General features: G+C 62.6%; 12 protein-coding genes. 5 read left to right on the top strand and 7 right to left on the bottom strand.

Annotation, left to right across the window (positions count from 1 at the left end):
* Window positions 1-117: 117 nt before the first annotated feature.
* Window positions 118-1,623 (bottom strand): isocyanide synthase family protein, encoded by a 1,506-nt coding sequence (locus KA712_07280; protein MCG5052747.1) that lies wholly within the window; start codon window positions 1,621-1,623, stop codon window positions 118-120.
* A gap of 196 nt (window positions 1,624-1,819) precedes the next feature.
* On the opposite strand from KA712_07280, the gene KA712_07275 reads away from it, so the two are divergent.
* Window positions 1,820-2,917: an alpha-hydroxy-acid oxidizing protein gene (locus KA712_07275; protein MCG5052746.1), complete on the top strand. Its 1,098-nt coding sequence runs from the start codon at window positions 1,820-1,822 to the stop codon at window positions 2,915-2,917.
* Window positions 2,918-2,940: 23 nt separating this feature from the next.
* Here the strand turns inward: KA712_07275 and KA712_07270 are convergent, their stop codons facing one another.
* Both KA712_07270 and KA712_07265 read right to left on the bottom strand, forming a co-directional pair.
* Window positions 2,941-3,882, bottom strand: a complete 942-nt coding sequence (locus KA712_07270; GenBank protein MCG5052745.1) for a hypothetical protein — start codon at window positions 3,880-3,882, stop codon at window positions 2,941-2,943.
* On the bottom strand, window positions 3,869-4,696 hold the full coding sequence (locus KA712_07265; GenBank protein MCG5052744.1) for a hypothetical protein: 828 nt from the start codon (window positions 4,694-4,696) through the stop codon (window positions 3,869-3,871). Before KA712_07265 ends, KA712_07270 begins: the two co-directional genes overlap by 14 nt.
* A 265-nt stretch (window positions 4,697-4,961) precedes the next feature.
* Here KA712_07265 and KA712_07260 point away from each other — a divergent pair, with 265 nt between their 5' ends.
* Together KA712_07260 and KA712_07255 are read left to right on the top strand one after the other, a co-directional pair.
* Window positions 4,962-6,767, top strand: coding sequence for an SPASM domain-containing protein (locus tag KA712_07260; GenBank protein ID MCG5052743.1), 1,806 nt, complete (start codon window positions 4,962-4,964; stop codon window positions 6,765-6,767).
* The gene (locus KA712_07255) at window positions 6,764-7,516 is read left to right on the top strand and encodes a sulfotransferase (protein MCG5052742.1); all 753 of its coding nucleotides are present in this window, start codon (window positions 6,764-6,766) and stop codon (window positions 7,514-7,516) included. The genes KA712_07260 and KA712_07255 overlap by 4 nt, the downstream gene beginning before the upstream one ends.
* On the opposite strand, the gene KA712_07250 is transcribed toward KA712_07255, so the two are convergent.
* The 3 genes from KA712_07250 to KA712_07240 all read right to left on the bottom strand — a co-directional run bounded on the left by KA712_07250 (window position 7,412) and on the right by KA712_07240 (window position 10,010).
* Window positions 7,412-8,179, bottom strand: a complete 768-nt coding sequence (locus KA712_07250; GenBank protein MCG5052741.1) for a hypothetical protein — start codon at window positions 8,177-8,179, stop codon at window positions 7,412-7,414. The two genes, KA712_07255 and KA712_07250, sit on opposite strands and share 105 nt — an antisense overlap.
* Before the next feature lie 6 nt (window positions 8,180-8,185).
* Window positions 8,186-9,082, bottom strand: coding sequence for a ThiF family adenylyltransferase (locus KA712_07245; protein ID MCG5052740.1), 897 nt, complete (start codon window positions 9,080-9,082; stop codon window positions 8,186-8,188).
* Between the two features lie 706 nt (window positions 9,083-9,788).
* A complete protein-coding gene (locus tag KA712_07240) occupies window positions 9,789-10,010 on the bottom strand; it encodes a hypothetical protein (GenBank protein MCG5052739.1) in 222 nt (73 codons plus the stop codon).
* A gap of 219 nt (window positions 10,011-10,229) precedes the next feature.
* Between KA712_07240 and KA712_07235 the strand changes: the two genes are divergently transcribed.
* Together KA712_07235 and KA712_07230 are read left to right on the top strand one after the other, a co-directional pair.
* Entirely contained in the window at window positions 10,230-11,213 is a 984-nt protein-coding gene (locus KA712_07235; protein MCG5052738.1) for a GDP-mannose 4,6-dehydratase, read from the top strand.
* Complete coding sequence (locus tag KA712_07230; protein MCG5052737.1) at window positions 11,195-12,307, top strand: DegT/DnrJ/EryC1/StrS family aminotransferase; 1,113 nt, start codon at window positions 11,195-11,197, stop codon at window positions 12,305-12,307. Before KA712_07235 ends, KA712_07230 begins: the two co-directional genes overlap by 19 nt.
* Here KA712_07230 and KA712_07225 read toward each other — a convergent pair.
* Complete coding sequence (locus tag KA712_07225) at window positions 12,279-13,994, bottom strand: glycosyltransferase (protein ID MCG5052736.1); 1,716 nt, start codon at window positions 13,992-13,994, stop codon at window positions 12,279-12,281. The genes KA712_07230 and KA712_07225 overlap by 29 nt on opposite strands.
* Window positions 13,995-14,015 lie beyond the last annotated feature (21 nt).

Below are 14,015 nucleotides of genomic sequence, written 5' to 3'. Positions count from 1 at the left end.
CAAAGCCTGCGCAGGTGCCCAAGACCCGTACCACCCTCGAACGCATAAAAGAGTACGCGCTTTTGGGGGTCGGACGACCTTGAACGCTCGCCCACGCCTTCCTGAAGGGACCTCAGGTTAGTTCGATCGTCGCCTGTCGAGCCCAACAGCCAACCTCGAGATGAAGTCATCGATTCCTGTGACCCCCAGGCCCGCGTCGATGTAGAAGAGGGGCTGTGCGTGCGGAGAGCCTTCCTCGACGCAAACGGGAACCGCCCCTGAGCCCTCGAGGGCCAGAAGGGGAAGACTGCACAGACGAATCCCCCCGTTCCCCGCAGACTTGAAATACGCTGTCCCGGCCCAGGGCTGGACCACCTTCCCCTCCGTGGAAGGTGAGGCGATTCCGAGCTGTCCTGGCTTGGCATGGATTGTCCACCTGACACGTTCGGGCAGGCACAGGGCGATGGGATCGACCGCCAGATCTCGGTCACTCTTGATTTCCGAGATGTATTCGATCGCCGCCTCGAAAAGCTCGAGCAACATCGCTTCGCGTAACGACTCTTTCTCTTCGCCCGACACGATCGATGAGTCAAGCCTGGGAAGAGATTCGTCCGATCGGAAGAGGTGGCTCGTCAGCTCTCGATAGAAGGCACGAAAGATCTCGGCGGGAAGAGCCCTATAGGGTTCGAGGCAACGGTACCTGACCGTGAACGCGAGCGACTCCAGGAGCGAGACGAATCGCCCCTTCTCGTTCATCCTCTCGGGATCAGGGTCGAGACGTGTCACCCTCGCGAGAGTTCCGAGCATGTCGCGGGGATCGAACGCAGGCCACATCACTTGGGCGTATCGTTCTCGCGAAACGCGTCGCGTTATCTCCTTCTCGCAGCGGATCTCCCTGGGAAGCTGCGCGTGGATGTCCGCCCGGTAATCGAGCAGGCAGATCTCGTGGTCCAGACCCAGCCGCCGAAGCCAGTCACGTACCCCCGCCTGGTAGCGCATCACCACCTCGTCAGGCTCGTTCACGAGGGCGTTGAAGCGCGTTCCATCGCAAATGACCGTGAACCTCGCGAGCGATCCCGACCTGTCCGACGCCGACTGTCGGTAGAGGGTGTCCACGGCGACGAGGATCTCATGGACGCCGAGCAGGAAGTTGACCTCCCCGAGATCCGGAAGCTGGCCACGCGTTTTGAGCGGGCAGGAGAACTTGTAGGGTAAGGCGGGAATCACCATTTCGATAGGGAGTCCTCGAGCCATGCGCGCCAAAACGCTGTCTCGGATCGTCCGGCGCGAACATGTCTCCCGCGAGCCTCGCCGGAACTGCCGGTCGAACATGACCTCTGTCACGGCTTCGGCGCTCCCTACCGCCTCGGGCCGCGAGCATCCGTAACTGCCATGGTGCAGACGCGCTCTTTTCATGGCCGCCCGGGCACGCTCGTGTCCAAAAGACACGGAGGCCTTGACCAAGACCGGCAGGATCTGCTCCGCGACGGCCCGCCGAGAGATCGTGACGACCCTCTCGCTGAAGGTACGGTCGTCATAGAGCGAGAGCCGGTCGTCCCGGCTGAGGCCGTTCATGAAGTGCGAACTGACGACGGGCTCTTCGCGCCGGTTCAGCCCTGGCTGGTAGATTCGCTCTCGTTGCACCTTGATGTGATCCTCAGCCGCGGCCACCCCGAGTCAACCGCCCAATCCACTCAGAGCGTTGCCTTCAGACGGAATGGACGAATGGTCCTGACAGAGGCAACGTGTGTCAAGCGGCTTTCGGTTCGCCCTGGCAGTTTTTTCGTGGGTAAGCGCGGGGGACCTATGCGCTTCGGGAATCCTCCGGTAGGGTCGCGGGGTGGCAGACCACGCAACGACGAACCCTCGAGCGGCCCTGGCCGTTGGGGAGCTCCGCGCGGCAGCAAAAAAGATCGTTGCGACCCCGATCTTCGACTACATCGACTGCGGCGCCGGGACGGGGCGCACCCTCCGAGGGAACCAGCGCGATCTCGGCCGACTCGCCCTGGTTCCACGGTGTTTCAGAAACGTCGCGGCACCAGAGCTGCGCATGTCCGTGTTCGGTCGCACCTTTGCTGCTCCCCTGGGCTTCAGCCCGACAGCCTTCCACCGGCTGGTTCACTCCGAAGGGGAGATTGCAACCGCGCGCGCCTCGCGAAGTCTGGGACTTCCCATGATCTCGAGTTGTATGTCCAGCATCCCGCTCGAGACCGTAGCGGAGGCCTCTGGTGGCGCGGACCTTTGGCTTCAGACCTACCTTTTCAAGGACCGCGGGATCACGCTCGAGCTGCTCGACAGGGCTGAGCGAGCGGGCTACAGGGCCGTGGTCGTGACGGCGGGATGTCCCGTCCCAGGACACCGCCCACGCAACATCCGCAATCGGTTCAGTCTTCCCCCGGACGTTGGTGCGGCCAACTTTCCTCGGGTGGACCGCGTCGACTTCAACAACCCCGTGCACTCTGTCGGGGTGGAGCTGGACCCGTCGAGCACATGGCAGGATCTTGGCTGGCTCCGTTCGAAATCTAAGCTCCCCGTGGTAGTCAAAGGGATCATGAGCGCACGAGACATCCCCGCTCTGATTGACCTCGATCTGGCGGGTGTCATGGTCTCGAACCACGGCGGCAGGCAGCTCGACGGCGCCCTTTCCACGATCCGTGCACTTGGGAGAGTCGTCGAGGCGGTTGCGGGCAGGATGCCTGTGTTCATCGATGGAGGCTTCCGGACAGGGGTCGATGCGCTCAAGGCTCTCATTCTCGGGGCGACGGGCGTTTTTCTCGGGCGCCCTATCCTCTGGGCTCTGGCCACCGGCGGGCAGGCAGGCATCGAGAGCTCCATGAACCTGCTGATGGAAGATCTACGCCGGGCGATGCAGCTGGCCGGCTGTCCGGACCTCGCGAGTGCACGCCCTGACGCCGCCCATCTGCTCGAGTTCACGTAAGCGAACACGACGGGCAAGGCCGATCACACACACCCGTCTTCGCGGCGGGAGGGGAACATTTCAGCCGACCACGCCCTCAGGGCCTCCGGCGCATCCCCCCATCGCCACGGGGTACCGGCGTCGTGGACGATATGCCTTCGCGGATCGAAGCCGAATGCCTTGAACTGCTGGTTTCGTTCTCGATAACGCCGGTCAGCGCGTTCGCCGTGCCACAAATGCAAGACTTCCCCCTCGACGTAGCCGACCTGGCCCCCGACACAGGCGTCAACGGCCGCTGCCCACGCGAAGAAGTGCTCCAGGTAGGGGCCCTGTTCGCCGAGCATCGCCGGAATGCATGGCGACACGCCGCCTGCGGCGAAGGCGTGGGCCATGAGGTGGTCTCCGCTCCCCGTCAGGCACGCATCGTAAAGGCCAACGCGTGCGAGGATCTCTCGTCGTGCGGCCCAGACGAATCCCGTATGACCATGGTCGCAGTAAGGCGCGTGATGTGCCCGGTGGGGGTCGCGAGAGAACACGGCGCCGAACGACTCGAAGTGTTGATCCGCGTTTCCCCTCGCTCGCTGGCCACGCGGCAGGTGGATTCCGGTGGCGAACGGTTGGACCACCTTGTAATGGTCGAGCGCCTTCGACGTGTCCGATAGCCAGCGGGGATTGCCAAAGAGAAGGTCACAGTCACTCCAAACGACCTTCGTGCATGTCGGAGGCAGCAAGCCAATCGCAACGTTCAAGAGACGTTCTTTTTGCCAGATCCGCTCGGGCGACTTGAGATGCGTCAACGCGTAAGGGCCTTCGAGATGGGGATTTTGTCCTGGTCCCGTGAGCTCGATGACGAGCAGCCGCGCGCCTACCTGTGCAAGCCCCTCGACGAAGACGTCGAAGTTCTGCCTTCGCGTCTCGTAGCCACACGGGTTGAAATACGACGTGATGACCCAGATGTCGTCGGGGGACATGTCAGACGGTCTCATGGGCGGAGGGGCCATCCTCTGCACGAGACACGAAGAGATCGTGTGACCATGCCTTGATCTCGGCTGCCGAGCCCGCCCACTCCCAGAGGCCTGATTCCGTCGCCTGAAGATCTCTTTCAGGATCGAACGCGAATCGCTTGAACGTCTGATTGCGCTCGTGATATCTCCGGTCCTCCGTGCGCCCGTGCCAGAGGTGAAACACACGCCCTTCGATGGCGCCGAGCCGCCCGTCCACGAACCGCCCCGCCCTGGCCGCCCATGCGTGGAAGTGACGTGCGTGGGCGCCCCCTCCCAGGGTCGTGGACACACACGCTGAGTCGACGGTGCCCGAGAAGGCGTGTGCCATGAGGTGGTCCCCGCTTCCCGTCATGCAGGCGTCGTAGAGCCCGGTCGCCTGAAGGAGCTCCCGCCTCGCCGCCCACGCGTACCCGGTATGCCCATGAGACTTGAACGTGTACTTCTGCGCCGGTTCTGGGCTTCGCGCAAACACAGACGAGAAGGACTCGACTTCGTCGCAGCCGGCAACATCCCCGTCAGTATGCCCGCTCCGCGACAGATTCACAGCGCGACTGAACGGCTGCAGCACCATCTTCGTTTCGAGCATCGCGGAGGTCTTGGACAGCCACTGCGGATCTTCGAAGAGGATGTCCGCGTCGGCCCACACGATCTTGGAACAGGACGGAGGCAGACGAACCCTCGCCAGGTTGATGAGCCGTTCCTTCTGCCAAATGGCCGCGTTTCCGTTGAACCCAAGCACGTGCACCTGCCCCCCCGCGTGTGGGAGGACCTCGGAAACACCTTCTGTGAGTTCCACAACCAATACGTTGGCCCCAACCGCTTCCATACCCTTTAGGAACGCCACAAAATTCGCATACCTCGTCGCGTATCGACAAGGATTGAAGTACGTCGTCACGACCCAAGTGTCAGTCACGTTCGATGGGATCCGGCTCTTGAAAGTACTACGCCTCTGCATGGCAGCCAAGCCAACGACGCCCCAGCCGGCGACACAACGCGGCGCACTGCGCTATCGCCTTGAGACTTTACTTGCTCTGACGAGCGTCGGAATATGGCGGCGGTTGATGGGAAAGCAACACTTCGTGATCCTCACGAGCGGCCGCTCGGGCTCGACGTTGCTCGTTGAGGCGTTGAGGGGTGCAGGGGTCGCCGCGTACGGCGAGCTTCTTCACGACGAGCCCGACGTTCGCCGCGAGCACACCTTCGGGGAGGTCACACCGATTGCTGACGGACAAGAGGGCTCCGCGTTTCTCCAGTCCTTTTTCGCCGGCGAGCGCACGACAGGATTCAAGCTCTTTTACGAACAAGCCCGCATCGGGCCCATCGCCTCGGCTTGGGACTACCTCGTCGAGCACCGGGAGATTGCGGTCGTTCACCTCGTTCGACGAGACCTCCTCGCCGCATGGGTGTCGTATGAAGTTGCGCGCCGAAGCGGTGTGTGGACGCGTTCAAGAGGCGCGCCGCTCCCCCCGCCGGTCGAGCCGTTCGAGATCGATCCGGAGGAACTTTCGGCTTACTTCGATCGCGTCACGGCGCAACGGAGCTGGGCAAGGCGAGCCTTTCGGCACCACGCGTTCCTCGAACTTGGGTACGAACGTGGCCTTCGCGACAGATACGGGCCAACGATTGCGGACGTGCTCGCTTTTCTACAAGCCCCCGGGTCTGCCCCTGTAGAGCCCCCTCAAGCGCCTCTCCTCAGGAGACCTCTCCATGAACAGGTGGTCAACCTGCAAGCCCTTCGGGACCGCTTTCGAGCCACGCCCTACGAGGCCCTGCTTCCCCCGCTCCAGGCGAGCCCATCTGCCCGGGAGACTCACCCGGGCTTCTGCCCCCGGCCTTTCGAGTTCCTGGGAGTCGACGCCAAGGGAAAGCTGCGCGTTTGTTGCGAAGACTGGCTCCCCACGCCGATCGGTGACGTGCGGGAAGGCAACCTTCAAGAGCAATGGAATTCGCAGACGGCAGAGGCGATCCGCGAATCCGTCCTCGATGGAAGCTACCGGTACTGCGACCGTGCGCAGTGCCCAGATCTCGTGCGCGGGTCCCTGGTTCCTCTCGAGAAGGTTCGCGCGCAAACCCACCAGGCCTGGGTGCGAACGGGTGCAACCATTCTCGCGAATCCGCCGGCAACACTCAGCCTTGGATACGACCCTACGTGCAACTTAAGGTGCCCGACCTGTCGGAGCGATTTCATCTCCTTGGAAGGTTCAGCGTTCGAGAATGCGGCGGTGACACAAAAGATCGTGCTCGAGGCCTTCTTGGGAACCGCTCGCACCGTCATCGTGACGGGACATGGCGACGCCATCGCGAGCCGCCTCTACAGACAATTCCTCCGAACCTTCGACGCCTCCGTTCACCCCGGCGTGAAGATCTTGCTCATGACCAATGGGCTCACGCTCGACGCCGACATGTGGGCGTCTTTCGCCTCCGCCCACGGTGCCATATCCGGGGTCTCGATATCTGTGGATGCTGCGACGCCCGAGACCTACAAGGTGAACCGGGGGGGCAGCTTCCTCAAGCTACGACGCAACCTCGCGTTTCTCGGGGGGCTGCACCGCGAGGGCATTCTGGATTTCCTCGAGATCAGCTTCGTCGTTCAGACCAACAACTTCCACGAGATGCCCGCCTTCGTCCAGCTGGCTCGCGAGATGGGGTGCTCGACCGTGTTGTTCATGAAGTTCATTCACTGGCCAGGCACCTTCGACGAAGACGAAGCCCAGAAACGGTCGGTTCATCTCGAGACACACCCGCTACACGCTGCCTTTCTCCGCGTACTTGCCGATCCTTCCTTGGGAGATCCAGACATCGACCTCAGCAACCTGGCGAGCCTTCGCGCCCCCCTCCTGAGCTCACCACGGGACCTGGGGACATGAACCACCCGGACACGTCGAAAGCCAAGGTTCACTTCGTCCTTCTCGGTCACCCGAGAAGCGGGTCTACACTCCTGCTGAACGCGCTTCGCGAACACCCTGGGGTGCAGGCATTTGGTGAGATCTTTCAAGACGAGCCTGAGGAACGACGCTCGCAGCTGGGAGGGCTCTTCGCGAGCTACGAGAACGGGATGGACGGTGCGGCTTACCTCAGGACTCATGTATTCCATGCCCGTGACGACGAAGATCTCTTGGCCATTGGGTTCAAGCTCTTCTACTTCCAGGCACGGGAGAAACCTGCTGCAACGGCCTGGCAGTACTTGATTGACGAACCCAGGATCCGCATCGTCCACCTGAGCCGCGCCCAGGGGGTTGAAGCCTTTGTATCGCTCTGCGAAGCCGAAGCGACGGGGAAGTGGCACGTCGAACTCGACGAGCCGCCCGCGCCCACCCCGACTCCCGTTCACGTCGACCCGGAGGCGTGCCTCGCGTTCTTGGACAAAGTGCAGGTTCACAATGCTTGGGTACGGCAAGCCTTTTGCAAACACGACGTCTTGGATCTTTCGTACGAAAGACTGGTCCGTGACTTCAGCCGGTCTTTGTCTGACGTTCAGACCTTCCTTGAGCTTCCATGCCAATCCCTGCCCCTACTGCTGAGGAAGCAGGGAACTCGGCCCCTGCACCACCGCATCGCCAACTTCGAGGAGCTGAGACGCCGTCTCCGACATACGCTTCACGCGTTGGATACGTGACGCTCTCCAGGCCGCGACCCAACTTCCGTCCCAATGATGAATCGCGAATGTGTCGGGACCAACAAGCGTACGATCGGCGTCCTCGACCCAAGAGTAAGGATAAAAGGCTCGTCGTGGCATGACGTGAATGCTCTCACCGGTGGGTGAACGCAAACAGACTTCTTCGTCCGCATACGCGAGGCCCAATTCGACGAGGAGGCGGCTCACGAGGCGTGGCCCCGATTCCATGGGGGCCTGGCTTCCGTCGTCACCAGCAAGAAGCCGACGGAGCAGCTCGGAAGCGCCCCAGTGACCCCGGCACGCCCCCAAAACGGCTGAATTCACGCTTTCGAGTGGGTCGAAGCCCGCCTCGCGTTGGAACCCGACGAAAAAGGGACGGTCGCGCAGGGAATCGAGCGACCGCACACACTCCACGTCGGCGTCGAGGTAGATGCCCCCGTAGTTCACCATCAGCCACAGCCGCATGAAGTCTGCGGCCTTCGAATAGCTGCGCTCTCTCAAGACTCTGCGGAGATAGGGATGCTCGAGGGGAGCGTTCGTTTCGTCCCAGCGCATGACCGTGCTGCCCGGGTGAAGCAACCGCCACCCTTTTCGGAAGTCGGCGTGAGGCTCGGGACCCGAGCCGAACCAGCAGTAGTGGAGAAGGGGAGGGACGAACGACAAAACGAACTATCCTCCCCCGGCGCAGAGCCAACAGGTCGGGTCTTTGGGCAGGTCCCGGCGCACCTCCGATTTGCTCACCGAAGGGAGAGCGCCCACATGGCTGTCGCGGGTGTCGCGCGAGGCTTCGGCGCCAAGAGCCTCGAGCTCCCGGGGCGTGGGCACCCAGGCGACGTGGGTCGACCTCGTCACCTTGCGTTCGATGACATCGATGACCAGACGGGTGACCAAAGCCTGTGCCGCCACGACATCGACGTACCCATAAGGCAGATAGTGCTCGTGGCACCCATCGGCCAGGCGCGCCGAGGATTTCGTTGGCAAGGCGACGGGGTGGCGGAAAGCTCCCGACGGCCAGAAACTACACGCCAGACAACCTGGGTTCGAGAGCATCGCATGCGCCGCAGCCGCCTCGGGCTCGAGCCAACCGAGCACCAGAGGCGTTTTGCGTGGTCGAAGCCACTCGGCGAGAGCCAATTCATCGGGCCACGCGGCCATCGTGCTCACGATGACATCGGCCTCGAGGCGATCCGGGCTGCGCGCAGCGACCTCCTGCCAACGCTCTGCAAGTCCCACGACCTCGGGTGTCGTCGGCAGATGAGAGCGCAGGCTCGCCGCAACCGCAAGCGCTTTGGGACGCCCGATCGAGTCGCCTCCGAGCGCGTGTCGAGCCACATTGTCCCAACTCAGAGTGTCGGGATCGATGAGCGTCAGCTTGCCCACTCCGGCGCGGGCCAAAAGGCCTGCCACACCTGCTCCCAGAGAGCCACAGCCGAGGAGCACGACGTGCGCCGAAGCGAGGCCACCACTCAGACCGGTTCCCCCGCGTTCGTGAAGCCACGCCCGATCGGCGCGGTCGACACGCAGACGCGCAAGGGTCCCCTCTTCGCTACGGACTACGGCTACCATGAGCGGTCCAGCCTCGGTCGGGACACCATAGACAGCTAAACCGCCGCGATCCAAGGCCCTGAGGGCCCGTGGGGAAAGGTCCGCCAAGTCGCGGGGAACTTCGGAGAAACTGTCCACCCACGAGACCCACGCCTGATTTACGGGAACCGGAGGTACACCCCGATGTTCCACCCAAGCTTCGAGGTCTCTACGATGCGCGGCGACCACCCAACGTCCTTGAACACGGGCGGCGCAGGCCGCGCCTTTGAAGCCTGACACAGGAATCAAAGACCAGACCCTCACGGGGTCGTTCACCCAACGATGTCTCTCGCCGACAGTGTCCGGACGAGGCTCGCGCGCGTTCAGATTTACGGACAACACGCCAAGTAACGAACGCAAACCAGCTGCGATGGCCCTGGGGTGAAGGAACGGCTGCCAGCTCGCCCCGGGGGGAAGCAGACAAATGGTTCCATCGCGCTCCACATGCCGCCAACAGGTACGAGCCGATGCGGGTTCGGTTATCGAGACCTTGGGCGCCCCGAAAGGCGTGTCCTGCGCGAGCAAATAGCGAACCCGCGCCCGGCCATGCCAATCGAGGTCCCACCCTAAAGCGGCCCCGGCCAAGGCCTCCCCACTTAGGCGCCGATGATCGAATCCGAAGGACTCGAAACCGCGCTCGTGGAGGCCTACGACCAGACCGCGATAGGCAGGAAAGAACAAGGTGACGTCAGCCTGCGCGGCCGCCACCCCAAGGATCGCCCCACACATCGCCGGGGCCCCAACCACCCCACGGCGTTCGCCCTCCAAAGCCCGGGCCAAATCCCGGACCGACGACCGGACCGGGGAAGTAAGGTCTCGACAAGCGCAGTATCAGCTGACTGGCCTCGAAGGCCACCCGCGCGTCTTCGTCATCGACCAGTTTGGCCAGCCGATCCACCGCCGACTTCATGTGAGCTTCAGCGAGGTCCTTCAGACCCAGATCGGAAACTGGGCTCGTTGCCTTGCCACCCTCCGCTGTGATTCGCTTCGCCCCTGAACCCTTTCGTCTCGCCATGTGTCCCCTTCCGAGTTGTTGCAGCGAGGTTACTCCAAGCTCCGCGAAATGGACAAGTCAAATTCGTGTCGACGCTTGACAGACTAGACCTGGCTGGCGGTACTCTGCCATCGCATGGAGGACGTGTTGAAGCTGGCAGAGCAGACGACGCTGGTCACGGGGGGCGCAGGATTTGTAGGCTCCGCACTTACGCGCGTACTGGTTGAGCTCGGAGCCCGGGTGGTGTCGTTCGACGACTACTCGAAGGGATCGTCCGCGAATCTGCCACGCGTCCCTCAGGTTCTCGACGTCGAAGGGGACGCGATGGATCCGTTTCAGCTCACGAAGGTGCTGCGTGCGAACGAGATCGATTTGGTGTTCAACTGCATCGGCGACACGTTCGTCCCTGAGGCCTACGAGTTCCCGCAGCGCTTCTTCGATCGGAACCTGATCACCACACTGAACGTCCTGCGCGCAGCGAAGGAGGCAGGGATAAAGCGGGTCCTTCACGTCTCGTCGACCGAGGTGTATGGCGAAACGAAAGAGGACAGGATCGACGAAGGTTCCGCCTTGCTCCCCGTGAACACCTACGCGGTGGCAAAGCTTGCTGCGGACCGGCTCTGTCACACGTTTTACCTCGAGCACGGGCTTCCCGTGTTGGTCGCCAGAATCTTCAACTGTTTCGGTCCGCGAGCAACCCATCCCTACCTGATTCCCGAGCTGATTCGGCAACTCAGCAACGGACCGAGCTTGAGCCTCGGCAACCTGGAGGCCGAACGCGACTTCACCTTCGTCGATGACACGGCACGGGCGCTCGCCGCTCTCATGACCTCTCAGGTGCCCGATGGGGACGTGGTCAACGTCGGTTCAGGCCACGCGCATTCGGTCGCAGGGATCGTGAAGCGCCTGGCGGCAATCATGGGCGTCAAGGACGTGCGGGTCGATGTCGACCCGAGCCGCCTTCGTCGCCACGATATCCGCAGGTTCTGCGCAGACAATCGCAAGCTGCGGACGTTCACGAACTGGGAGCCACTCGTGTCGCTCGACGAGGGGCTCAGCCGGACCGTGGCCTGGTTCCGCGACAACGGAGCTCGCTGGTCATGGATGCCTCGAGACTAGCTCCGCGGGTACCCGTCTGCCGCCCTCACCTATTCGGACTCGAGGAAGGCTACGTACTCGAGGCCCTGCGCTCGACGCAGATATCGGGAACCGGCAACTTCGTCGAGCGCATGGAGGCGCTCGTGGCCGAGGCAGCCGGGACACGCTACGCCGTCGCGGTGTCGAGCGGTACCGCTGCGATCGACTTGGCGCTGGAAGAACTTCGGGCTGGCCCCGGTGACGAGGTCATCGTTCCGAACTTCTGTATGTTTGCGCCGATCGCCGCGCTCCTTCGCCGGGGTGTAAAGGTGGTTCCGGTCGACGCCGACGACACCTGGAACATGGATCCAGACGAGGTAGAAGCCGCCCTGACCCCCAAAACTCGCGGGGTCATGATGGTCCACACTTACGGCCACCCCGCCGATGCCCTCCGCATCTGTGACATTGCCAAACGGAACGGGCTATGGGTCCTGGAAGACGCTGCGGAGGCGCTAGGCGCCACGCTGGAGGGAAGGCCGGCAGGTTCGTTCGGCGACATCGCGGTGTTTAGCTTTTACGCCAATAAGGTCGTAACGACCGGGGAAGGGGGGGCCCTCGTCACGAACGACGCCGCAACGGCCGAACACCTGCGGGACCTGAGGAATCTGTGTTTTGGACAAACCTGGTCCGAGCGCTTCGTCCACCACCGCGCGGGCTACAACGCACGGCTTTCGAACATGCTGGCGGCGTTTGGATGCGCGCAGCTGCCGTTCTTGGGGCGGGCCCTCGATGAGAAGCGTTCACTGGCACGCCGCTATAGAGAACGCCTCGAGGGCATCCCCGGGCTGATCCTTCCGCCGGAGTCACCACGGGCACTGAACTCGTACTGGGTATTCGGGGTCCTTCTTCCTGAGCATGCCGTTCGGGAGGCTTTCGCGGACCGGCTGCTGAAAGCCGGCGTCGAGACACGCCCCTTCTTCCATCCCGTAAGTGAGCAGCCCTGCACGCCCATCGCTCACAGAGACTTTCCCCGGACAGCGCGCCTCTCTCGTCGCGGGATCTATCTGCCTTCATTCGTGGGAATGCCGGACGGAGATTTCGACAGAGTCATCGAAGGGGTTCGCGCGAACTTGTGACCTGCGTCGAAGCCACGCTCCGAGAGCTTTCGTCGAAAATCGGCCAGCCCGCAAGCATGTGCTCGACGTAAAGACGCGTCCTCTGCTCTTGAACCTTCGGGTTGTGATAGAGGGCGATGTTCGGATCGTCTGCACAGGGAGTGAACTCGAAGATGTCGGGTGCGCATAGCTTGCGGAGCGTCACTCCGAGGCGTGCCGAAAGGACATACGACAACCAATAGTCATCCACGAGCACGTACTCGGGGTGGGTCATCTGATGAAGCGACGCTCGACGGAGCAGATCGAGCGAGATGACGAAATTGTCGGCATGGGCGAAGTGGACGTCGCATTCCGGAGCCGATTCATCGAAAAATGCACTGTGCTCACCGCGCCGCCATTCTCGGCCTGGGTCTTCGAGATTGAGGGCATGAGGCTTGAACTTGTGGCCCCTCAGGCATAGCGCGGCCTCCGGACCCAACCGACGATGAGCGTCGACCATCACGCGAAGGTAGGATGGTTTCGGGCAGACGTCGTCGTCGCAGACGAGCAACACGTCACTGCGTGCGAAGGCCGGCACCGCCCATCGCATGGCGCAGTAGATGTTTTCGCTGCTGTGGATCACACGAATCCTGAGATGACCGGGAGCGTTGGCAACGATCTCGTCGATCTCGCGAGAGTTCCGTGCGTCGTTGTTCCACAACACGATCTCGAATGTCGGCGCCTGCTCTTGGCGCGAAAAGGCCTCTAACTGTGCGCGGAGGTTGTACACGCGAGCGTAAGTCGCAATCAGCACCGTGACCTCGAAGGACGGGAACTCCGTGCGCGAAGACGGCGGGACTGGCAACGACACGTAACAGGCGCTCCCCGCCAGCCGTTCGAGGAAATGGGTATCCGATCCGAAGGTGGTTCGACGCTCCACGAGGTAATGGTGAGCTGCACGTACCCGCTCGAGGTCGCCCAGAACTTCGGCAGCATCGCCGCGGTGATACAGGGGATACGCCCGTCCGAGGTACTCTTCGATGCCCCCCACCCGATTCACGCAGAGGGGCGTTCCTCTCGCGAGACACTCCACGACGGCCGTGTTGGCAGGTGCATCGAAGAGGTCGAGAAAGACCGCGCTATCGGTCAGCACCTGGTCGTACTCCTCGTTCGAGAGCGTAGGAAGGAGCTCGACGGAGTCGTTGAGGTGTAGTGCTTTCGAGCGACGCTCCCAATCTTCCGGCAAGAGCATCACCTTCTGCCAATCTGGAACGTCCAGATCGAAAAACGCCTGATAGTTCCTCAGAAACTCGCCCACATGAAGGAGGCGGCGCCGCGGACGATTCATGAACCGATGCCAGTCGAAGGCTGGAACGTCGCGCGCTGAGGGATACGGGACCACGCCCACAGGCACCCTGACCCCGCGGTCGACGAGAAACCGCCGCAAATAGTCGCACAACGTCCAAAGGCCCCGGCAGTACGGCTCGCTTTCCTTCCAGGCGCGAAGCTTCACGAAACGCTCGAGGTCGGGAAATCCAGGGAGGTCATGGTGAGGCACTTGATGGATGACGCCTACCCAGGGCTCTCGCACGGGCCCGTAGTGAAACAGCTGATCCTCGACGGCGCTTACGAAAAGCAAACCGTCCGCTGTGACCAGATGCTTTTCCACGAGGTCCTCTACGCGGGACCACCCCTCCCGGTGATGCTCCCAGGCGAATCGCCGCGCCATCCTCAATTTCCGGACAGGAGC

The organism is Myxococcales bacterium (assembly GCA_022184915.1).
Taxonomy (GTDB): Bacteria; Myxococcota_A; Polyangia; order Fen-1088; family Fen-1088; genus JAGTJU01.
The sequence above is the reverse complement of the archived record's forward strand: the minus strand, read 5'-3'. Positions and strand labels throughout refer to the sequence as shown.